This window comes from Amycolatopsis sp. lyj-112 (genome assembly GCF_046549055.1).
Classification (GTDB): domain Bacteria; phylum Actinomycetota; class Actinomycetes; order Mycobacteriales; family Pseudonocardiaceae; genus Amycolatopsis.
In genome coordinates this window covers 169063-191559 of the sequence record NZ_JAJPWS010000006.1, presented here as the reverse complement: position 1 = coordinate 191559, position 22497 = coordinate 169063, and the positions used below count along the sequence as shown (strand labels likewise).

Genomic DNA, 22497 nt, shown 5'->3' with positions numbered 1-22497 from the left:
CAGAGCCGAACCGATCGGAGAACCGGTGAGCATGTCCTTCCCCAAGGCCGAACCTGATCTGGTGGGGTGGTTCGAACAGGCCGCGGCGGTGACGCCCGACGCGGCCGCGCTGGTGTGCGGCGACGCCGGTCTCTCGTTCGGCGAACTGGACGCCGAGGCGAACCGGTGGGCCGGTTTCCTGCGAGAATCCGGTGTGGGGCCCGAAGTCGTCGTCGGCGTGTGCGCGGCGGCCGGGATCGAGGTCTTCGTGGTGGCGCTGGGTGTCTTGAAGGCCGGGGGCGTCTATCTGCCGCTCGACCCGGCGCAGCCGGACGAGCGGCTCGCGTACATGCTCGGCGACGGGGGCGCGTCGATCGTGGTGGCCGAGGCTTCCGCGCTCTCCCGGCTGGGTTTCTCGGGGAAGACCGTGTGCCTGGACGAAGCAGACGTCTCCGGGTGGGACGGCACGCGGGTGGACCGGACCGTGCTCCTCGAATCGCTGACGTATCTGGTGTACACCTCCGGTTCGACGGGCAGGCCCAAGGGCATCGCGCTCACCGAACGCACCCTCCGCAACGTCGTCGGGTTCCAGCTCGCGCGGGGCGGCGGACGACGCAACGGCCTGCAGGTCTCCTCGCTCGGGTTCGACGTGTCCCTGCTGGAAATGTTCGTGACCTGGCTCAGCGGCGGGACACTCGTCGTCGCGACCGAAGCCGAGCGGCAGGACCCGGACGTCCTGCTGCGGCTGATCGCCGAACAGACGGTGGAACGGCTGTATCTGGGACCGGCGCTGCTCGGCCAGCTCGCGAACGCCTGGGCGCGGCGACCCGTCGGGACGGCGTTGCGCGAGATCCTCGTTTCCGGTGACGTGGTGCGGCTTTCCGGCGAGGTCCGCGACTTCCTTGACGCGCTCCCGAATGTGGTGCTGGAGAACCAGTACGGGCCGTCGGAGACCCACGAGGTCTCGGCCTTCCTGCTGGACGGCGACAGCACGGAGTGGCCCGAGCTGCCCTCGATCGGCGCGCCCATCACCGGGGTGACGGTGTACGTGCTCGACGAGTTCCTCAACCCGGTGCCCGCCGGTGTGCGAGGAGAGATCTATGTGGACAGTCCCGGCCTCGCGCGGGGATACGTCGGCCAGGCCGGGCTGACCGCGGAACGGTTCGTCGCGAACCCGTTCTCCGACGGCGCCGGGGCGCGGATGTACCGGACCGGGGACCGGGGGAAATGGCGGCCGGGTGGCGGGCTGGAGTTCGGCGGCCGGGTCGACGACCAGGTCAAGGTCCGCGGGTTCCGGGTGGAACCGGCCGAGGTGGAGGCCGCGCTGACCGCGTGTCCCGGCGTCGGGAGCGCCGCGGTGAAGGTCGTCGAGGGCGCCGGTGGGGTCAAGGTCCTGGCGGGCTACGTGGTGGCGCCCCAGGTTTCCGTGCGCGAGATCCGCGAGTTCGTCCGGTCGAAGCTGCCGGACTATCTCGTCCCGGCCTCGCTGACGGTGCTGGATGCCTTGCCCCTCAACCGGAACGGAAAGGTCGACAAGAAGGCGTTGCCGGTTCCCGAGTTGTCGCGACCGGAGCTGTCCGGTGAGTTCGTGGCGCCGCGCACGGTCCGGGAGGAGCTTCTCGCGGAGATCTGGTGCACGGTCCTCGGGGTCGACGGCGTCGGGGTCGAGGACGACTTCTTCGAGCTGGGCGGACATTCCCTGCTGGTCACCCAGGTCGTTTCCCGGATCCGCGCGGTGTTCGGCGTCGCGCCGCCGGTCCGCGCACTGTTCGAGCACCGCACCATCGCCGGGCTGGTCAAGCTGATCGACGGCGCCACCCGCGCCGAACTGCCGCCGATCGAACCACGCGCCGGCGGCGATCTCGCGTTGTCCTTCGCTCAGCGTCGGCTGTGGTTCATCGACCAGCTGAGCCCCGGCTCGCCGAGGTACGCGGTGGAGAACCTGTGGCGGCTCGACGGCGAACTGGACGTGCTGGCGTTCGCCCGGGCGCTCGACGAGGTGTGGAAGCGACACGACGCGCTGCGGGCGACGTTCGCCGACGACGGCGGCAGGCCGCGTCAGGTGATCGCCCCGCCCGGCCCGTTCGGGCTCCCGGTGCGGGATCTTTCGTCGCTCGCGGCGGAGGAGGCCGAGCAGGCCGCGATCCGTTTCGCGGAAGAGGACGCCGGACGCGGGTTCGACCTCACTCGCGGTCCGCTGGTGCGCGCCCAGCTGTTCCGGGTGGGCCGGACCCGGCATTTCCTGATGCTCAACTTCCACCACGTCGTCGTCGACGGCTGGTCCATGCGCGTCATCTGGAGTGAGCTTTCGGCCGTCTACCAGGCCTTCACCGAGGGCAGGCCGTCTCCGCTGCGGCCGTTGCCCGTGCAGTACGCCGATTACGCGGCCTGGCAACGGTCCTGGTTGGACGGTGAGCAGGCCGCGCGGCAACTGGAGTTCTGGCGCGCGGAACTCGCGGGCGCCGATCTCGCGGTCGAACTCGCCGCGGACCATCCGCGCCCGGCGGTGCCGAGTGGCCGGGGCAGGCGGCTGTCCTTCGAAATCGGCCCCGGACTGACGCACCGGCTGCGCGCGATCGGCCGCGCGGAGGGCGCGACCATGTTCATGGTGCTGCTGGCGGCCTTCAACGTCGTGCTCGCCCGCAACACCGGGTCCACCGACATCGTCACCGGCACCCCGGTGGCCTGCCGGAACCGCCCCGAGATCGAAGACCTGGTGGGTTTCCTGGCCAACACGATCCCGGTGCGGGTCCAATGGGCCGGGGACCCGGCCTTCACCGAACTGCTGCGCAATGTCCGCGATACCGCGCTTCGGGCCTACACGAACGAAGATCTGCCCTTCGACCGTCTCGTCGAAGACCTGGCGCCGGCGCGGGATTTGAGCCGCAACCCGCTCTTCCAGACCTGTTTCGTGGTCGACAGTTCGATGGAGTTCGCCCAGCCGCACGGGCTGACGGTCGATCAGGTCGGCACCGGGATCGGCAATACCCGCTTCGACCTCGAAGTCCTCGCCGACGAATATCCGGACGCGTTGCGGGGATTCCTCGGTTACAGCACGGATCTGTTCACCGAGGACACCGCGTCCCGGCTGCTCGGCCACTTCCTGCGGGTGCTGGAAAGCGTCGCCGCCGAACCGGACCGCAGGCTTTCGCGGCTACCGGTGCTGGGCGATGATGAGAAGCACACGCTGCTGGTCGGGTGGAACCGGTCGCGGGGCTTCGAACTTCCCCTCGAGCGTGAGCTGATCGGTTCGTTCGAGGACAGGGCGGCGAAGACCCCGGACGCGCGTGCGTTGGTGTGCGGTGGTTCCGAGGTTTCGTTCGGGGAACTGGACGCCGCCGGCGACCGGTGGGCGTCGCTGCTCCGGGAATCGGGAGCGGGCCCGGAGGTCGTGATCGGTGTCTGCACGGGTGTCGGGACCGAGGTCTTCGAGATCATGCTGGGCGTGCTGAAGGCGGGCGCGGTGTACCTGCCGCTGGATCTCGCGCAGCCCGGTGAGCGGCTGAACCTGAAGCTCGCCGACTCCCGCGCGGAGATCGTCGTCGCGGACGAGGCGGTGACCCACCGGCTCGCCGGATTCGACGGGACCGTGCTGTGCCTCGACGACGTCCGCGAAGACGTCGCCCGGCGCCCGGCGGCAAGGGTGGATCGCCTGCCACTGCGGGATTCGCTGGCGTACATGGTCTACACGTCGGGCTCGACCGGGAAGCCGAAGGGGATCGCGCTCACCGCGCGGACTGTGGAACACCTGGTCGCGTGGCAGCTCTCACAGGATCCACGGCCGCGGACCTGCGGGCAGCTGGCGCCGATCGGGTTCGACGTCTCCCTGCAGGAATTCTTCGTCACCCTGTTGTCCGGCGGAACCCTGGTGGTGCTGACCGAACAGGAGCGGCAGGACCCCGAGACCGTGCTGCGGGCGCTCGCCGAGAACGGCGTGGAACGGCTTTTCCTGCCTCCGGCGCAACTGGGCGAGCTGGCGCTGGCGTACCAAGGGCACGCTCTTCGGGTCGACGAACTGATCCTGGCCGGGGAAGCGCTGCGGTTCTCGCACGAGGTCAAGGCGTTCGTCCGTGCGCTGGGCCCGGAGACGGTGGTGGAGAACCAGTACGGCTCGTCCGAGGAGTACAAGGTCACCTCGATGGTCTTCTCCGGGGACTGCACCGGCTGGCCGGATTCGCCGCCGATCGGCCGTCCGGTCGCCAACGTGTCGGTGTTCGTGCTCGACCGGTTCCTGAACCCGGTACCGGCCGGTGTGCCGGGCGAGATCTACGTGCAGAGCCCAGCTCTGGCTCGCGGGTACGCCGGGCAGCCGGGGCTGACCGCGGAATGGTTCGTGGCGAACCCGTTCTCCGACGTCCCGGGGACACGGATGTACCGGACCGGGGACCGCGGGCGCTGGCTGCCCGGTGGTGTGCTGGAGTTCGTCGGCCGCGTCGACGACCAGGTCAAGGTCCGCGGCTATCGCGTGGAACTCGGCGAGGTCGAAGCCGCGCTCACCGCGTGCCCCGGCGTCGGTGCCGCTGCGGTGTCCGTCGCCGAGGGAGCCGGGGGCGCTGTGGTGCTCGCGGGATACGTCGTGGCGGCGACGGGGGAGACCGTGTCCGTCCGTGCGGTGCGCGAATTCCTCCGGTCGAAACTGCCGGACTACCTGGTGCCCGCGTCGGTGACGGTGCTGGAGTCGTTGCCGCTCAACCACAACGGCAAGGTCGACCGCAAGGCGCTGCCCGCTCCCGCGTTGTCGAGGCCGGAGCTTTCCGGGGAGTTCGTGGCCCCGCGCAACGCGCAGGAGGAAGTCCTCGCCGAGGTCTGGGGCGAGGTCCTCGGGATCGAAGGAATCGGTGTCGAGGACGACTTCTTCGAGCTGGGAGGGCATTCCCTGCTGGTGACCCAGGTCGTCTCCCGTATCCGCGGGATGTTCGACATCGGGCTGCCGATCCGCGTGCTGTTCGAAAACCGCACCATCGCCGAACTGGCCGAAGCCGTCGAGGAGGCGGTGGTCGCCGAGGTCGCCGCACTGTCCGATGAGGACATCCGACGGCTGACCGCCGATTCCTGAAAGGACAGGACATGACACATCAGCTCGTTTCCTCGGGCAGCGCGTTCGAGAAGGTATTCGGGTACTCCCGCGCGGTGCGGGTGGGGCCGCTGATCGCCGTCGCCGGAAACACCGCCGCCGGACCGGACGGGCCGGTCGGCGGAGCGGACGTCGCGGAGCAGACCCGGGAGGCGTTGCGGCGCATCGAAGGCGCGCTGAAAGAGGTCGGCGCGTCCCTCGCCGACGTCGTCCGCACGAGGGTGTTCGTCACCGACATCACCGCCTGGGAGCAGGTCGGAGCGGTGCACACCGAGTTCTTCGCCGATGTCCGGCCCGCCAGCACGATCGTCGAAGTGACCGCACTGGTCCGCCCCGACCTGGTGGTCGAGATCGAAGCGGACGCCTATGTCTCCGGCTGACCGGACCTTGCCGGCGCTGTTCGCCCGGCAGGTGGCCGAGACGCCGCAAGCCATCGCGATCGAGTCCGGAAAGGACGAACTGACCTATGCCGCGCTGAACGCCCGCGCCGACCGGCTGGCGGGTCTGCTGATCGCTCGCGGCGTCGGCCCGGAGAGTGTGGTGGCGCTCGTCCTGCCGCGTGCCCCCGGCACCGTCGTCGCCATGCTCGCGGTGCTCAAGGCCGGAGGTGCCTACCTCCCGGTGGATCCGACGTACCCGGAGGCCCGGATCGCGCATATGCTCGACGACGCGAAACCGGACCTGGTGCTACGCGAAGACCTCCAGGCCGGCCCCGAGGCGACGCCGGTACGCCCTCGATTGTCGCCGTCGAATGCCGCGTACATCATCTACACCTCAGGTTCCACGGGCGCTCCGAAGGGAGTGACGGGGCTGCACGAGGGGCTGGTGAACCGCCTCGCATGGTTCGCTGCGAAGTTCCCGGAGCAGCGCGGGAAGCGTGTGCTGGCCAAGACGTCGCTCAGTTTCATCGACGGCACCACCGAGGTATTCGGCACGCTGACCAGCGGCGGCACCCTGGTCTTTCCCGCCGCGGGGGACTTGCCGGATCTGGTGGCGGAAAACAGGATCGACCGGCTGACCGTGGTGCCCAGCCTGTTGCGCACCCTCCTCGCCGAGCCGGAGGCCTTGACCGGCTGCGGTTTCTGGATCAGCAGCGGCGAACGCCTCGACGGCGAACTGGCCCTCGCGGCGAAGGCGGCGCTGCCGGACGCTCGGCTGATCAACCTCTACGGCTGCTCAGAAGTGAGCGGGGACAGCCTGTGGGCGGAGTACGCCGGCGGTGACGAGGTGCCGATCGGTACGCCGATCGGCGGCACCCGTGTCCACGTGCTCGACGAAAAACTGAGGCCGGTTCCCGAAGGTGAGCTTTACGTCGCCGGAAGTGGCCTGGCCCGGGGCTATCGGGGGCGGCCGGAGCTGACCGCCGCACGTTTTGTCGCCGAGCCCGGCGGCCCGCCCGGCAGTCGCATGTACCGGACCGGAGACCTCGTTCGCCGCCGTCCTGACGGAGCCCTGGACTTCATCGGCCGGGCCGACGACCAGATCGACCTGCACGGCTTCCGGATCGAACCGGCGGAGGTCGCGGCGGCGCTGAGCGGACATCCCTCGGTCGCGCGGGCGGCGGTCGCGAAACGAGGCGAGGACCTTCTGGTCGGCTACGTCGTCGCCGCTCCCGGCGCCGTCGTCGATCCGGCGGACGTCCGGCGGCACGCCACCGAAACCCTGCCCGCGCATCTGGTCCCGACCGTCGTGCTGGTGCTCGACGACCTGCCCACCACGCCCAGCGGCAAACTGGACCGGAACGCCCTGCCCGCACCGGACTTCCGGTCCGGCGGCCGCGCACCCCGGGACGCTCGTGAGGAGCGGCTGTGCGCGTTGTTCGCCGAAGTACTGGACGTGCCCGCGGTCGGCGTCGACGACGAATTCCTCGCGCTGGGCGGGCATTCCCTGAGCGCGGCGAGACTCGTCAACCGCATCCGCGCGGAGCTGGGCGTGGAACTGGACGTCACCGATCTGCTCGACGGCGGGACGGTCGCCACACTCGCCGAACGCACGGGCGGGCGCCGTCCGCCGCTGATCGCCGGACCCCGGCCCGACCGGATCCCGCTTTCCCCCACTCAGCAACGACTCTGGTTCTCCGGCCGGCTAGAGGGCACCAGCGCGGTCTACAACCTGCCTTGCGCTCTGAGGCTTTCGGGCGACCTGGACGAGACCGCCCTGGCCGCGGCACTCCAGGACGTCGTGGCCCGGCACGAAAGCCTCCGGACCACGTTCCCCGACGACGACGGTGTGCCCCGGCAGGCGGTGCTCCCGCCGGAAGCCCCCGGAATACAGCGGGTCCACTGTGGACGAACCGGCCTCGCGGACGCGGTCCGGACAGCCGTCCGCCACGAGTTCGACCTCGTCGCCGAACCGCCGCTACGGGTGACGCTGTTCGTGATGGACCCGGGGGAGTGGGTACTGCTCCTGCTGACCCATCACATCGCGACCGACGGCTGGTCGATGGCGCCGCTGGTCCACGACCTCGGCGTCGCGTACTCGGCACGTAGGGAAGGAACGGCGCCGGACTGGGCCCCGCTGCCGGTCCAGTACGCGGATCACACGCTGTGGCAACGGGAACTCCTCGGCGGCGAAACGGATCCGGACAGCCTGCTGTCCCGGCAGACGGAGTTCTGGACCGAGACCCTGGAAGACCTCCCGGCCGAACTGGAGATCCCGCTGGACCGTCCCAGGCCCGCGACCCCGACCGGACGCGGCGGCCTCACGGAGTTCTCGGTGGACGCCGGCACGCACCGGCGGATCCGGGAACTCGCCACGGCGCACCGGGCGACGACGTTCATGGTCCTGCACGCGGCGCTCAGCGCGCTCTTGACGAGGATGGGCGCCGGAACCGACGTGCCGATCGGGACCGTGGTGGCCGGGCGTGACGACCGCGCGCTCGAAGAGGCGGTCGGCTTCTTCGCCAACACGCTTGTCCTGCGAGGTGACACCGCCGGGAACCCCCGGTTCGCCGACCTGCTCGGCCGGGTCCGCGCCGACGACCTGCTCGCGTATGCGAACCAGGACACGCCCTTCGACCACCTGGTCGGCGTTCTGAACCCCCTGCGGTCACCGTCGCGGCACCCGCTCTTCCAGATCTTGCTGCTGCTGGACAACACCGCACCGGCCCGGCCGAGCCTGACCGGCCTGCGCGCCGAGCCGTATCCGGTCGAAAGCGCGTTCGCCCGCTTCGACCTGGCTTTCGAGTTCGTCGAGCGGACCGGGCCCGGCGGGGAACCGCGGGGGCTGGCCGGTTCCGTGGAGTACAGCGCGGACCTGTTCGACGCCGAGAGCGCCGGACAGTGGGCGCGGCGGCTCGTCCGCGTGCTCGAAGCGGTGGCCGCCGATCCCCAGGTGCGGATCGGCCGCGTCGACATCCTCGATTCCGCCGAACGACGGGAGTTGCTGGGCCGATGAATCAGAGACTGGAAGGGCCCGCGGACTTCGACGTCCGCGCGGACACCGCTTCCCGGCTGCCGTCGCTGACCGGGATGCGGTTCGTCGCGGCCGCGGTGGTGGTCCTGCACCACTCGTTCTTCATGTACTTCTTCGCCGATCCCGAGATCAACACCCTGCTCACGCGGATCGGCATCGGCGGCGCGTTCAGCGGTGTCGGATTCTTCTTCATGCTCAGCGGATTCGTGCTGGCGTGGTCGGCCCGCGACGACGGCGTCCTGCGGTTCTGGCGGCGCCGCGTGGTCAAGATCTATCCCAACCACTTCGTGACCGCGCTCGCCGGCATCGGGCTGGCGCTGCTGTTCGGGATGACGCTGTCCGTGCCCCAAGTGGTGCCCAACCTGTTCCTGGTGAACACCTGGGTGCCCGACCAGGTGGTGCTGACCGCGATCAACCAGCCGAGCTGGTCACTGTGCGCGGAGTTGTTCTTCTACCTGCTCTTCCCGTGGCTGTTCCGGCTGGCGAAGCGGATCCCGGAGGAACGGCTGTGGTGGTGGGCAGGCGCGGTGGTGCTCGCGGTGATCGCGGTGCCGTTCTTCGCGCGGACGGTGTTCCCGTCCTATCCCGAGGTGCCCGGGCTGCCCGCGTCCGCCTGGCAGTGGTGGTTCTGTTACCTCTTCCCGCCCGTGCGGCTGCTCGAATTCTTCCTCGGCATCCTCATCGCGCGGCTCGTGCGGGCGGGCCGCTGGGTGCCGGTGGGCATGCTGCCCGCCCTGCTCGCGCTGCTGGCAGGGCTTGTCGTCCAGATCCTCCTGCTGCCGAGGGTCTACGGGATCGTCGCCCCGGTGGTGGTGCCGATCGCGCTGGTCATCGGGGCAGGCGCGACCGCGGACCTGCGCGGCACGGCCAGCCCGTTCCGCGGCCCGGTGATGCGGTGGCTCGGGGAGATCTCGTTCGCCCTCTACATGGTCCATTTCCTGGTGCTGCAGTTCGGAAAGCAGCTGCTCGGCGCGGAACGCACCTGGAGCGGCCCCGCCGCGGCCGGCGTCATCGCGATCTTCTTCGTGGTGTGCCTGGCGTTGGCGTGGCTGCTCTACACCGCCGTCGAGAAACCGGCCATGCGCCGGTGGGGTGGTCAGCGAAGATGACCGAGGATCACCCTGGCGACGCCCACCATGCCGGTCCGGTAGGGGTGATACGCCGCCGCGGCGAGCAGTTTCGTGTGCTGCCCGTTGATCCACGCGGCACCCTTGGGCGCGCAGGCGTCATGCCCGGCCGACGGGCCGAAGGTGTCCACAAAGGACGACTCGCCGTCGGCGGCCACGGCCTTCTCGATCGCCGAGTTCAACGTCTGCTCGACGTCGTTGAGCCACGCGTAGTCACCCTCGGCGAAGGGCAGGACGCTCGGGCAGTAGCCGGATTGCGGCGCGATCCGCGGGTAACCGATGACGAGGACGTCCGCCCGCGGTGAGCGCGCGTGGATCCCGGCCAGCACCCTCTCGACGTTCTTGCCGGTGTCCGCGATCTTGGCCTTGACGGTGTCCACACCGCCGACGGTGAACTGCTCCTGGCACGGGTTCCCGGTGGGATCACTCGCCCGCAGCGACGGGCAGGTGCCGACCAGCGTGCCGAAGACGCCGTAGTCGTTGCCGCCGATGCCGATGGTGACCAAGTCGGTGTCGGCGCGCAGCGCGGAGAACTGGGCCGGGTTACGGCCGAGGAAGACGCTCTGCGGCTGCGTCATGTTGGTGGTGTCGGCGCCGCCGCAGCTGATGTCGGTGTAGGAGCGCACCCGCAGCGCGCCGGCCAGGAAGGCGGGGTAGTTCTGCGTCGACTTGCCGCAGCCGAGCGGATCGAGCCGGGGGAGGGGGATGAGCGGGCCGGAGGTGTACGAATCACCCAGCGCGACGTAGTTGCGGTACGTCCGTTCGGTGGCCGTGGCCGCCGTGGCGGAGGCGATCAGCAGGACGATGGTCGAGACGGCCGCGAACAGGACGCGTCTGTAGCGCATGAGTGACCCCGATCTCCCGAGCTGGATGACCCTTCAAAAATGAACCGGATCCGGTCTGCTCGGCGCCGCCGATCGGGTGGTCGGCCGCCATCTTCACCCGCTTGGGGTGTCACATCGAGTGATCGTCTTCTCGCCTGCGGTAAACGAGGAGGTAGCGGTAGAAGAGCAGGTTCCGGACCTTGCTCTCCGGCAGTAGGCGGGCGGCGTCACGCCGGATCCGGCCCATCGGCGGGAACGCCTCCGCGATCGGCGCCGACGGCAGCGGATCGACTCCGCCGTTCAGTCTCTCGCCCGCGTACACGACCACCCTGGCCAGGGCGTTGACCGGCGAGGCCACGAGGGCGCGGATGTAGTCGGCTGGAGTGCTGGGCCTGCCGAGGCCCAGCACGGCCAGCACCCCGCCGGGCACCAGCGCGTCCCGCAGCTTCGTGACCGTGTCGAACGGCACATGATGCAGCGAGGCGAGGCAGGAGATGAAGTCGTACGCCTGGTCCGGCAGCTTTTCGGTGACGACGTCCGCCTGCCGGTAGGAGATCGTGCCGGGACCCGGCGAACCGGCCGCGCGGGCGAGGTCGATCATCGGGCCGGACCGGTCGATCGCCTCGACGTGCATCCCGGTGGCCGCCAGCCGTCGGGCGAACCGGCCGCTGCCGCAACCGACGTCCAGCGCCACCCCCGGCCCCGGAGGCAGCTGGTCGAGCAGCAGCGGGTGGTAGTGGTCGTTGTGGTTGAACCCCATGCGTCGAGAGTGCCAGCAAAGCCGCACGTAGACTCGTCCCGACCGGGAGTAAGGCGTTAAGAGGAGAGTTCGTGCCGCGAGGTGACGGCCGGGATTCCGAGGAGTTCGCAGAATCCCCGGACCTGGCAGATCTGGACAGTTTCGCCGGTGTCGACGAATTGGGGGCGCGCGCCCACGATCCGTCGGACGACACCGACCCGGATCTGGACGCCCCCGACGCCGCGTACCAGGTGGGCGGCGGTTCCAGGGCGGGCATCGGCGGGATCGGGCAGCTGGGGGACAACCTCGCGCTCGGCCCGGTGCCGGACCTCACCGTCCCCGAGGACATGGAACTGCACGAACTGGACGACCAGGGCGGCGACCTGGCCCCGGCCGACCCGAACGGCCAGCAGGCCCGCCGCGAACTGCTCGCCGTCGAGGCCGAGCTGAACCTGCGCTGGCCCGAGACGAAGATCGAGCCGTCCCTGACCCGGATCTCGGCACTGGTCAACCTCATGGGCGAACCGCACCGCGGCTACCCGGTGCTGCACGTGGCCGGGACCAACGGCAAGGGCTCGACCGCCCGGATGATCGACGCGCTGCTGACCCGGATGGGCCTGCGCGTCGGCCGGTACACCAGCCCTCACCTGCAGCTGGTCACCGAACGGATCGCGCTCGACGGCGCACCGATCTCCGCCGCCGCGTACGTGGACCTGTACCGCGACGTCGCGCCGTACGTGACCATGGTGGACAACGCGGGCGGACCCGACGCGGTGCCGATGAGCAAGTTCGAGGTGCTCACCGGCATGGCCTTCGCGGCCTTCGCCGACGCGCCGGTCGAGGCCGCCGTCGTCGAAACCGGGCTCGGCGGCTCGTGGGACGCCACCAACGTCGCGACCGGCGACGTCGCCGTCATCACGCCGATCGGCGTCGACCACGTCGAGTACTTCGGCGGCGATCCGGCCAAGGCCGCGGTGGAGAAGGCCGGGATCATCAAGCCCGGCAGCGTCGCGATCATCGCCGAACAAGACCCCGAAGTGCAGAAGATCCTGCTGGACCGCGCGGTGGAGGTCGACGCGAGCGTCGCCCGCGCGGGCAGCGAGTTCGGCGTGCTGGAACGCCACATCGCCGTCGGCGGGCAGATGCTGAAGCTGCAGGGCCTCGGCGGCGTCTACGACCAGATCTTCCTGCCCCTGCACGGCGCCCACCAGGCCGCCAACGCCGCGCTCGCGCTGGCCGCGGTCGAAGCGTTCTTCGGCGCGGGCAAGGACAAGCAACTGGTCCTCGAAGCCGTCCGCGAGGCCTTCGCCGAGGTCGAGACCCCCGGCAGGCTGGAGCGCGTCCGCGCCGCACCGACAGTGCTGCTCGACGCCGCGCACAACCCGCACGGCGCCAAGGCACTCGCCACCACCATCGCCGAGGAGTTCGACTTCCGCCGCCTCGCCGCCGTGGTCGGCGTGATGGCGGAGAAGGACGCCCGCGGCATCCTGGACGTCCTCGAACCGGTCATCTCCGAGATCGTCGTCACCAAGAACTCCTCGCCCCGCGCGATGCCGCTCGACGAACTCAACGAAATCGCCATCTCGATCTTCGGCGAGGACCGCGTCTTCGCCGAGCCGAGCCTGGACGCGGCCATCGAGACCGCCATCGGCCTCGTCGAGCAGAGCGACGACCCCGAAGAACCGCTGGCCGGCGGCGGAGTGCTCGTCACCGGCTCGGTGGTCACCGCGGGCGAAGCCAGGACCCTGTTCGGAAAGGGACCGGCATGACCGACGTGGCCCCGAAGCCGCCCGCGAAGGACCCGATGAAGTCCTTCCGCGGCGTGATGGCCGGTTCGCTGATCATGGAGGGCATCACGGTCGCGCTCGCGCTGCCCGTGATCGCCAAACTCGGCACCGGTGTCGGCTCGTTCACCGGCTGGTCCGTGATCGCGATAGCGGTCGCGCTCATCGTGCTGTGCGGTTTCCTGAAGAAGCCGTGGGCCGTGCCCGCGGTCCTGGTGCTGCAGGTGGCGCTGATCGCGTTCGCCGTGGCGGTACCCGCGGTGGCGATTCTCGGCGTGATCTTCCTCGGGTTCTGGCTGTGGCTGCTGTGGCTGCGGCGGGACGTGGCGCGGCGGATGGCGGCCGGGACACTCCCGAGTCAGCAGCAGCAACCTCAGTAGGCCTCGTGAGTGGTAATGACGGTTCTAACGACCCGGATCACTCACGAGTCCCGTGCCCTGCCGCCCCGGGCGTGACTGGATGGACGACACGTCCGCGGCCGGGCTTCCACCCCGTGTCGTCCATCTGGACACGCTCGCCGTCCGTCTGGACACGCGTGTCGTCTCTCCAATCACGCGAAACCGCCGCTCGCGCACCGGCCAGAGGCTGCCTCGCCCGCAAGTAGAGGACTAAACGCGGGGGTCCCCCACTCGCTCGATGTAGGTACCTCAAACACTCTTGGCTCTAGCCGTCATTACCGCTCACGAACGTTCGTTCATCGTCGCGCAAGCCGCAGTTGGCCCACCGGCCGTCACCGCGGGATAGAACCGCGCCATGACCGCTTCCCACCACAATCGCCGCACGCTGCTCAAAGCCGGGTTGACCGGCGCCGGAGCACTCGCCACCGGCCTTCTCGTCCCCTCGACGTCGAGCGCGGTCCCGCTGCTGCGCGGTGGCCGCCCGACGCTCACCCACGGCGTCCAGTCCGGCGACGTCACCGCCGGGTCCGGCATCGTCTGGTCGCGCGCCGACCGGCCTTCGCGGCTGATCGTGGAGGTCGCCAGGGATTCCTCCTTCCGGCACGCGCGCCGCGTGCGCGGTCCGGTGATGACCCCGGAGACCGGCGGGACCGGCAAGGTCCGCGTCGCCGGCCTGCTGCCCGGTTCCGAGGTCCACTACCGCGTGACCGCCGAATCCCTCGACGGACGTACTCGCAGCGAAGCCCTCACCGGCCGCTTCTCGACGGCGCCGCTCGGCCGCGCCGATGTCCGCCTGGTGTGGTCCGGAGACGTCGCCGGGCAGAACTGGGGTATCAACCCGGAACTCGGCGGTATGACGATCTATCGCGCGATGGCCGACCGGCGGCCGGATCTGTTCCTGCACTGCGGGGACACGGTGTACGCCGACGCGCCGCTCACCGAAACCGTCGCGCTCCCCGGCGGTCGCGTGTGGCGCAACATCGTCACCCCGGAGAAGGCGAAGGTCGCCGAGACGCTCGACGAGTACCGCGGCCAGTTCGCCTACAACCTCCTCGACGACAACCTCAAGCGCTTCACCGCGAACGTGCCCGCCTATGTCCAGTGGGACGATCACGAAGTCGTGAACAACTGGTACCCCGGCGAGATCCTCAACGACCGCCCCGAATACACCGAGAAGCGGGTCGACGTGCTCGCCGCGCGCGCGTTCCAGGCGTTCCACGAATGGCACCCGATCGACCAGCGCCGTGCTGTCGACGGCCGCGTGTACCGCAACTTCCGGCACGGTTCGCGCGCCGAGGTCTTCGTGCTGGACATGCGGACCTACAAGGACGCCAACACCGCCGACCAGACCAAACCGGGGCGGATCCTCGGCGACCGGCAGGCGCGCTGGCTCGTCGACGCGCTCGACCGCAGCACGGCCACCTGGAAGATCATCCAGGCCGACCTCCCGATCGGCCTGACCGTCCCGGACGGCAAGGCCATCGAGGGCGTGGCCAACGGCCTGCCCGGCGCGCCCGGCGGCCGTGAGACCGAACTCGCCTGGGTGCTGCGCGAAATCTCACGGCGCAAGGTCCGCAATGTCGTCTGGCTGACCGCCGACGTGCACTACACCGCGGCGCACCACTACTCGCCGGATCGTGCTTCCTTCAGCGATTTCGACCCGTTCTGGGAGTTCGTCTCCGGCCCGCTCAACGCCGGCGCGTTCGGCCCGAACACCCTCGACCCGACTTTCGGGCCGGAGGCGGTGTTCGTGCACGCCCCGCCGGCCGCGAACACCTCGCCGGCGGACGGGTTCCAGCACTTCGGCGAGGTGAACATCGACGGCCGCAGCGGTGCGCTCACGGTCGATCTTCGCGACGCTACGGGCGCTTCGCTGTGGTCGAAGACCCTGCATCCCCAGCGATGATCAAGGCCGGGTGAGCAGTTCGGTCAGCACCGCGATGCTGCGGTCCCCGTGCCCCGCGTCGACGGCTCGCCGCACCAGGTCGTGCAGGGGAAGCTGCCAGTCGACGTCGACGCCCTCCTCGGCCAGTTCGAGGTCGGCGGCGGCGCCGGCGTGGAAGATGTCCACCGAGGACGCGGGAGCGGAGTAGTCGCCGCTGTCGATTTCCTTGGTGAGCATCGGAAGCACCGAGATGATCATCTCGAACCATTTGGTGGCGTAGGGCAGCAGCGTTTCCGCTTCGAGCCCGCGTGACCGCAGCAGGGCGGCACCCTGGAAGAACCCGACCAGTGCGGGCAACAGGGTGCCGCCCACGGCCATCTCGTACAGCGCGGCGAGATCGGTCTCCCCGCCGAGGTGGACGGTGTCTCCTCCCAGTACCAGCAACGTGTCCAGGTACTCGTCGAAGACGGACTTGTCGCCGCCGTAGTACAGCAGCGTGCCCGGTGCGCCGACGGCCGACGGCACGTTCTTGACGGCGCCGTCGAGGAACCGCGCGCCGTGGCCCGTCGCCCAGGCCGCCATCCGGCGCGCTCCGGCGGGCGAGCCGCTGTTCAGCGTGACCAGGGCCCGCCCGGCCAGCGCCGCGGCAGCCGGTTCCAACGCCGCGAGGGTGTCCTCATAGGTGGTCAGGCAGGCGATGATCAGCGGACTCGCCCGTACGGCTTCGTCCGGCGTTTCGGCGAGGTGCGCTCCCCTCGCGACAAGGGGCCCGGCCTTCGAGGCCGTCCTGTTCCACACGGTCGTCGGGTGCCCGGCCGTGAGGAACGCGCCCGCCAAGGCCGTCCCCATCGAACCGAGCCCGACGACGGTCACCGGCGTTTTCGGCATTTTTCGCTCCAGTCAAAAGGAAATCTTCGGGACGACTCCATGCTGGGGCTTTACCTACATTCGTTCAAGTACCTACTATTTTGCCAGGTACTGACAAAAAGGTAAGGGGGACGATGGCCAAGAACCGGACGTTCACCTGCGGCCTCGACGCCGCGATCGCCGTCATGGGCGGCAAATGGAAAGGCCTGATCTTGTTCGCGCTCCAAGACGGGGCGCTGCGTTTCGGGGAACTGCGGCGCGCGGTGCCCGGTATCAGCGAGCGGGTGCTGATCCTGCAACTGCGGGAGATGGAGGCCACCGGACTGCTGCATCGCGAGGTGTACCACCAGGTTCCGCCGAAGGTGGAGTACTCGCTGACCGAGTTCGGGAGCTCGCTCAACACCGCGATGGCCGTGCTCGGCGAGTGGGGCGAGGAGCACATCGAACGGATCGAGGCCATTCCCTGGTCCGACCTGAAGTGAGCGGCGAAGCACCCAGTAGGCTCCGGGCGAATAGCACGAAACCCACCCAAGGAGAAATACCGTCGTGACTGAACGCACGCTGGTCCTGGTCAAGCCCGATGGCGTCGCGCGCGGCCTCGTCGGCGAGGTCATCTCGCGCATCGAGCGCAAGGGCCTGAAGCTCGTCGCCCTCGAACTGCGCACCGTCGAGCGCTCGGTCGCCGAGGAGCACTACGCCGAGCACAAGGAGCGCCCGTTCTTCGGTGACCTCCTCGAGTTCATCACCTCGGGCCCGCTGGTCGCGCTCGCCGTCGAGGGTCCGCGCGCCATCGCCGCGTTCCGTCAGCTCGCCGGCGGCACCGACCCGGTCGAGAAGGCCACCCCGGGCACCGTGCGCGGCGACTTCGCGCTGGAGACCCAGTACAACCTCGTGCACGGCTCGGACTCGCCGGAGTCGGCCGAGCGCGAGCTCAAGCTCTGGTTCCCCGAGGTCTGACAGACTCGTGGGTGGTGCGGGGGCTTCACCGCGCCACCCACGATCGGGGGGATGGTCGATGACGCCGGACGAGTACCTGGCACGGCTGCGCGAGCTCACCACCGGTTTCGCCCAGGTGGTGCGCACCGGGGACCACGCCGCGCCGGTTCCGTGCTGCGGCGACTGGCTCCTGCGTGACCTCGCCGTCCACCTCGGCAACGTGCACCTCTGGGCGGCGGAGATCGTGCGCACCGGCGAGCGCGGGGCGCAGGACTTCGCCGTCGAACCGGGCGCCGATCTCGCCGCTTGGTACCGCGAATCCGCGGACGGCCTCATCGAGGCGCTGCGCGGGGCCACCCCGGACGACAGCGCCTGGAATTTCACCGCTTCCGCCAAGAACAAGGCCTTCTGGTTCCGCCGCCAGGTCCACGAGACCGCGGTGCACCTGCTCGACGCGCACCGCGCGGCCGGGACCGAGTACATCCTCGACCCGTCGATCGCGGCCGACGGCGCGGACGAGGTCCTCCTCGCCATGCTGCCGAGGGTGAAGCGCTGGCACACCCCGCCGGTGGTCACCGTTCCGTTGCTGCTGAAGACATCCGACACCGGACACGCCTGGTTGATCACACCGCCGGGACAGGACACCGACGTTCCCGGCTCGCGACAGGCCGACCCCGCGGAGACCGCGGAAGCCGTCGTCGAAGGGGCCGCCGAGGGGCTGGACTTCCTGCTGTGGCAACGGGTCGGCCTCGCCGAATCCGGCCTGAAGATCACCGGGGACGTCGCCGCGGCGGAGACCTTCCTGGCCGGTCCTTTCACACCCTGACGGACAGCGCCCTACGCCGTTCGGTTCACGTTCACCTCCGGGTCTTCTCCTGGCGGCTCGCGTCCGCTGTGCTGTGCTGAGCCGACTCTCACTCGATCGTGGGGTACTTCGTGAGAAGATCACGCCTGTTGTTGCTCGCTGCCCTGCTGCCCGGACTGCTGATCGCGGCGCCGGTGCACGCCGATCCGCTGACCGCTCCGCTCGGTCCGCCACCCGTCGAAGCCGCGCGCGCGGCCTCTTCGGCGAAGGAGGGCCCGTCCGCGTACGCGGTGGCGGCGCCCGACGACGGTCTCGTCACCACCAGCGCGACTTCGCGCGTGGCGCCGGGGCTGAACCTGACCGAGTTCGACCGGTACGACCCGGCGGGCTGGATCCGCGGCGACACCCTCGCCGTCGACCTCACCAGCAAGACGCTCAAACCGACTTATCTCAGCCCTGGCACGGTTTCCGCGCGGACGCCGCTTTCACAGCAGGTCGCCGGGGCACGCGCGGTCGCCGGCGTGAACGGCGACTTCTTCGACATCAACGCCACCGGTGCGCCGATCGGCGTCGGCGTGGACGGCGGGAAGCTGCAGACGGCGCCGGCGAGCGGGCACAACCTGACCGCGTCGATCACCGAGGAAGGCAAGGCGCGCCTCGCGGAGGTGTTCCTCGAAGCGTCGGTCACCCTGCCCGGCGGCCGCGTCGTCCCCGCGTCGAACTTCAACAGCCCGGTGCTGGGCGGGAACGCGATCGGCGTCTACACGCCGCTGTGGGGCGCGTCGTCGAGGCGGACTTCGGTCGCGGGCGCCCAGCGCGTCGCCGAGATCGAGGTCCGGGACGGTGTCGTCACGCAGGTGCGCCCGCAGCCCGCCGACGGCCCGATCGCCGCGGGCAGCACGATCCTGCTCGCCCGTGACGGCGGCGCGGAGACGTTGTCCGGTTTGAAGACCGGCGACCGGGTCGGCGTCGCCTACGCGCCGAAGAGTGACGCGGGCAAGATCTCCGTCGCGGTCGGTGGCAACGTGGTCCTGCTGCGCGACGGCGCGATCCAGCCGGTCGACAACGTCGCCATGCACCCCCGGACCGCGGTCGGGTTCTCCGCCGACGGCACGAAGATGTGGCTCGCCACGGTCGACGGCCGCCAGGCGGACAGCCGCGGGATGACGGAACTGGAACTCGCCCGCCATCTGAAGTCGCTCGGCGCGGACGACGCCGTCAACCTCGACGGCGGCGGCTCTTCGACGCTGCTCGCCCGCGAAGAAGGCGAGCGGACGCCGCTGGTGCGCAACTCGCCGTCGGACGGCGGGGAACGCGTGGTGCCCAACGGGATCGGGGTCACCACGGTGCCCGGCACCGGCCGGCTGACCGGGTTCTCGCCGCGTCCCGCGCAGGACACCGCCGACGCCGCGCGAGTGCTTTCCGGACTGACACGGAAACTCACCGCCGGGGCCCACGACGAGACCGGGGCCGCCGTCGCCGCCGAAGCCCAGTGGCTCAGCACGAACCCGTTCCGCGGCACCGTGACCAACGGCGTCTTCACCGCGCACGCCGACAGGCTCCGGCCGGACGCCCCCGCGAACGTCGACATCTACGCGAAGCGGAACGGCGTCCTGGGCAAGACGACGCTGGGCGTGCTCGGCTCGCCGGTCCGGCTGGGCACGAGCACCGAGCAGGTCGCGTTGTCCGGTGAAGGCGCGCGGAGCACGTTCAAGGTGTTCGGCTACGACGCCGACGGGTACGGCACGTGGATCGAGCCCGACGACGTCAAACTCGACTACGACTCCGCCGTGGTGCGGATCGAGCCGTCCGGCGATGGGTTCGCCGTCACCGCGTTGAAGGCTTCGGGCGCTTCGGCGATCACCGCCACCGCCGCCGGGAAGACGACGCATCTGGCGGCGTCGGTCGGCACCGAATCCCGTGTCGCCGCCGCACTGGACGGCCCGGCGGGCTGGAGCGCCAGCGTGTTCCCGGCCGTCGTCGGCGCCGCGCTTTCCGAGGCGCCAGGCCGCGAGAGCGGGCTCGGACTCGCGCTGGACTACCGGCTGAACGGGACCAACGCCACGCGCGCGGCGTACGTCAACTCGGCGGCACCGATCGCGGTGCCACCCGGAACCCAGCGCGTCGGCCTGTGGGTCAACGGCGACGGGAAGGGTGCCTGGCTGCGGGCGGAACTCCGCGACGCCGCCAACGTACCGTCCATTGTGGACTTGACGCTGAGTGTCGATTGGACCGGCTGGCGGTACGTCCGCGCCGCCATCCCGGCCGGCCTTCCCGATGGACAGCGGCTGACGAAGTTCTACGCCGTCGAGAACGTCCCGGATCAGCAGTACGAAGGGCGGCTGGTCTTCGACGACCTGACGTTCGAGGTCGCACCGGCGGCGAGCGTTCCGGCCGACGCGGCGCCGCGTGATCCGGCGCTGATCCTCGACGGCGCGGCGACCGGCGGGCTGCGGATCGCCGTGGTCAGTGACGCGCAGTTCACCGCCGACAACCCGGGCGGCCCGCTGGTCGCGCAGGCCCGGCGGGCGCTGCGTGAGGCGGTGGCGGCGAAACCGGATCTCGTGCTGATCAACGGCGACTTCGTCGACCGCGGCACGGCCGCCGATTTCGTGCTGGCGAAAGCGATCATCGACGAGGAACTGGTCGGCAAGGTGCCCTGGTACTACGTCCCGGGCAACCACGAGGCCGACGGCGGACACGGTCTCGCCGAGTTCCAGGCGGCGTTCGGGCAGACCCACCGCGTCGTCGACGTCGCCGGAATCCGGCTGGTGCTGATGGATTCCTCCCGCGGTTCGCTGCGCGCGGGCGGATTCGACCAGATCCGGATGCTGCGCGAGGCGCTGGACGGCGCGAAGGCGGACGCGCGGATCCGCGGTGTGGTCGTCGCGATGCACCACCCGGTCAAGGACCCGAGCCCCACCGGGAATTCACAACTGGCCGACCGCAAGGAAGCCGCGATGCTCACCGGCTGGCTGACCGCCTTCGAACGGGAGTCGGGCAAGCAGGCGGCCGCGATCGCCTCGCACGCGGGCGTTTTCAGCCTGTCGCGAGTGGACGGCGTGCCGTACCTGGTGAACGGCAACTCCGGGAAGTCCCCGGCCGCCGCACCCGGCGACGGCGGATTCGTCGGCTGGACGATGGTCCGGTTCGAGCCGGGCGACCGGGCACAGCCCGTCCGGTTCGAGACGCGGCCGAACGTCGACACACTGACGCTGTCCGGGCCGGCGGTTCTGGCTCGCGGTGAGAAGGCCGATATCCGGGCGGCGGTGACGCAGGGAGCGCGTCAGATTCCGGTGTCGTACCCGGTCAGCGCGGACTGGAAGGGCGGCTGGGGCACGCACGTCGCCGGTGGGTTCGCGCCCGCGATGCCGTGGGATGTCGCGACCTTCGACCCGGCGACCGGTCTGCTGACCGCGCTCCGGGCCGGGGTGGCGCACCTTTCGGTCACCGTCAACGGGGTCACGCGGAGCCTCTCGGTCACCGTGATCTGAGCCCCGGCAAATGCTATGAACGACTCGTTACTTGCGAAATTTGCAAGTAACGAGTCGTTCATAGCGCGGGTCAAGCGGCTTCGTGCGCCTCTTCGACGGACCCGGGCAGTGCCGGGCCGCGCGGCGGGATCGCGTCGGCCTTCGCCGGGTCGATCTTCTTCACCGAACCGTCGGCCGCGGTCTGCGCGATCGCGAGCATCGAGGCCAGCGCGTCCTGGATCTGCTGCTGCTCGCGGTCGGGGATGAGGCTCAGTTCGATCAGCACGCTGCCGTTGCCCAGCAGGCCGTAGCCGTTGCGGGCGATGCCCTGGTAGTCACCGCCGGGGTACTGCGACACGTAGCCGCCGTTGCCGTCGATCGAGCGCTGCACCACGACCGCGATCTGCTTCGCGAAGTCCACATCGGACGGTTTCACGCCCGCGTTCGTCGGCCACAGCGTGGAAGCGGTGATTTCCTTGCCATTGGCGTCCTTGTAGCGGCCCTGCATGTGGTAGTCGACCATGATGTCCGGTTTGAACGACGCGTTCCGCCGCTGGATCAGGCCGGCTTCGGTGGCCGGATTGTCCTTCGGCGCCACGGCCGGGTCGTGGTAGCGGTTGATGTCGTAACCCTTGCCCTTTTCCCCGTACTCGGGAGTGGCTTCGGGGTCGAAGTTGTAGCGCCAGTCGTGTTCGTGGCCGTCCGGGTTGGCGCGCACGACGATGTCGACGGTCACCTTCGAGAGCAGCTTCTGCTGCCAAGCGCTGTGCCCGACGCCGACCTTGCGCAGGAACTCGAGCGCGGCGGGCGTGCCGAGCGGCTCGTCGCCGTGCTGCTGGGTGACGTACTGGACGCGCGTCTTGCCGTGGCCGACCCTCGCCGCCCACACCGGACGGCCCTCGTTGCTGCGGCCGATCTTGCTCACCTGGATCTTGCCGTGGCTCTGCAGCGCCAGCTTGTGCAGTTCGAAGGCCAGCTTGGCGGTGGACGGCCGCGGGTCGACGGTCCGGCCGTCCACACCGGCTTCCGCGGCTTGCGCGGCCGGTGCCAGCATCAGCCCGGCGGCGACGAAAACGGATAACAAGGCGATTCTGGGCTTGAGACTCATGGTCGCCGAGTATCGACGAGCCGGGACTGTCCAACAAGGGCGCCGATAAACCTGTCGAATTTTGTCGGTGGCAGGTTCTAGGGT

The 22497-nt window shown here is 69.9% G+C and carries 15 protein-coding genes; 11 read left to right on the top strand and 4 right to left on the bottom strand.

The genetic code is table 11. The features are described 5' to 3' along the window. Positions 1-31 precede the first annotated feature (31 nt). Genes ACLJRL_RS22030 through ACLJRL_RS22015 form a run of 4 tightly spaced genes read left to right on the top strand, consistent with a single transcriptional unit; the run spans position 32 to position 9576 of the window. Positions 32-5035 (top strand): amino acid adenylation domain-containing protein, encoded by a 5004-nt coding sequence (locus tag ACLJRL_RS22030; protein ID WP_410658294.1) that lies wholly within the window; start codon positions 32-34, stop codon positions 5033-5035. 11 nt (positions 5036-5046) lie between these two features. Next, positions 5047-5433: a RidA family protein gene (locus ACLJRL_RS22025; RefSeq protein ID WP_410658124.1), complete on the top strand. Its 387-nt coding sequence runs from the start codon at positions 5047-5049 to the stop codon at positions 5431-5433. Beyond that, positions 5420-8449 (top strand): amino acid adenylation domain-containing protein, encoded by a 3030-nt coding sequence (locus tag ACLJRL_RS22020; RefSeq protein WP_410658123.1) that lies wholly within the window; start codon positions 5420-5422, stop codon positions 8447-8449. The genes ACLJRL_RS22025 and ACLJRL_RS22020 overlap by 14 nt, the downstream gene beginning before the upstream one ends. Then, positions 8446-9576, top strand: coding sequence for an acyltransferase family protein (locus ACLJRL_RS22015; RefSeq protein ID WP_410658122.1), 1131 nt, complete (start codon positions 8446-8448; stop codon positions 9574-9576). The genes ACLJRL_RS22020 and ACLJRL_RS22015 overlap by 4 nt, the downstream gene beginning before the upstream one ends. Here the strand turns inward: ACLJRL_RS22015 and ACLJRL_RS22010 are convergent. Beyond that, on the bottom strand, positions 9564-10439 hold the full coding sequence (locus tag ACLJRL_RS22010) for an SGNH/GDSL hydrolase family protein (RefSeq protein ID WP_410658121.1): 876 nt from the start codon (positions 10437-10439) through the stop codon (positions 9564-9566). The two genes, ACLJRL_RS22015 and ACLJRL_RS22010, sit on opposite strands and share 13 nt — an antisense overlap. A 109-nt stretch (positions 10440-10548) precedes the next feature. Continuing rightward, on the bottom strand, positions 10549-11178 hold the full coding sequence (locus tag ACLJRL_RS22005; protein ID WP_410658120.1) for a class I SAM-dependent methyltransferase: 630 nt from the start codon (positions 11176-11178) through the stop codon (positions 10549-10551). Positions 11179-11249: 71 nt separating this feature from the next. On the opposite strand from ACLJRL_RS22005, the gene folC reads away from it, so the two are divergent. The 3 genes from folC to ACLJRL_RS21990 all read left to right on the top strand — a co-directional run bounded on the left by folC (position 11250) and on the right by ACLJRL_RS21990 (position 15245). Beyond that, on the top strand, positions 11250-12926 hold the full coding sequence (folC, locus tag ACLJRL_RS22000) for a bifunctional tetrahydrofolate synthase/dihydrofolate synthase (RefSeq protein ID WP_410658119.1): 1677 nt from the start codon (positions 11250-11252) through the stop codon (positions 12924-12926). Continuing rightward, positions 12923-13321, top strand: coding sequence for a DUF4233 domain-containing protein (locus ACLJRL_RS21995; protein WP_410658118.1), 399 nt, complete (start codon positions 12923-12925; stop codon positions 13319-13321). Before folC ends, ACLJRL_RS21995 begins: the two co-directional genes overlap by 4 nt. Positions 13322-13694: 373 nt before the next feature. Next, positions 13695-15245 (top strand): alkaline phosphatase D family protein, encoded by a 1551-nt coding sequence (locus tag ACLJRL_RS21990; protein ID WP_410658117.1) that lies wholly within the window; start codon positions 13695-13697, stop codon positions 15243-15245. On the opposite strand, the gene ACLJRL_RS21985 is transcribed toward ACLJRL_RS21990, so the two are convergent. Continuing rightward, positions 15246-16112, bottom strand: coding sequence for an NAD(P)-dependent oxidoreductase (locus ACLJRL_RS21985; protein ID WP_410658116.1), 867 nt, complete (start codon positions 16110-16112; stop codon positions 15246-15248). Between the two features lie 113 nt (positions 16113-16225). Between ACLJRL_RS21985 and ACLJRL_RS21980 the strand changes: the two genes are divergently transcribed. From ACLJRL_RS21980 to ACLJRL_RS21965, 4 genes are all read left to right on the top strand, one after another. After that, positions 16226-16573 carry a winged helix-turn-helix transcriptional regulator gene (locus ACLJRL_RS21980; RefSeq protein WP_410658115.1) on the top strand — a complete coding sequence of 116 codons (348 nt, stop codon included), beginning with the start codon at positions 16226-16228 and terminating at the stop codon, positions 16571-16573. Positions 16574-16637: 64 nt separating this feature from the next. Next, a complete protein-coding gene (gene ndk / locus ACLJRL_RS21975; RefSeq protein ID WP_184901348.1) occupies positions 16638-17048 on the top strand; it encodes a nucleoside-diphosphate kinase in 411 nt (136 codons plus the stop codon). 58 nt (positions 17049-17106) lie between these two features. Then, complete coding sequence (locus ACLJRL_RS21970) at positions 17107-17853, top strand: maleylpyruvate isomerase family mycothiol-dependent enzyme (protein ID WP_410658114.1); 747 nt, start codon at positions 17107-17109, stop codon at positions 17851-17853. A gap of 128 nt (positions 17854-17981) precedes the next feature. Further along, positions 17982-21326 (top strand): phosphodiester glycosidase family protein, encoded by a 3345-nt coding sequence (locus ACLJRL_RS21965; RefSeq protein ID WP_410658293.1) that lies wholly within the window; start codon positions 17982-17984, stop codon positions 21324-21326. Positions 21327-21396: 70 nt separating this feature from the next. Here ACLJRL_RS21965 and ACLJRL_RS21960 read toward each other — a convergent pair whose 3' ends face one another. Further along, complete coding sequence (locus ACLJRL_RS21960) at positions 21397-22413, bottom strand: M14 family zinc carboxypeptidase (RefSeq protein WP_410658113.1); 1017 nt, start codon at positions 22411-22413, stop codon at positions 21397-21399. Between the last annotated feature and the right edge of the window lie 84 nt (positions 22414-22497).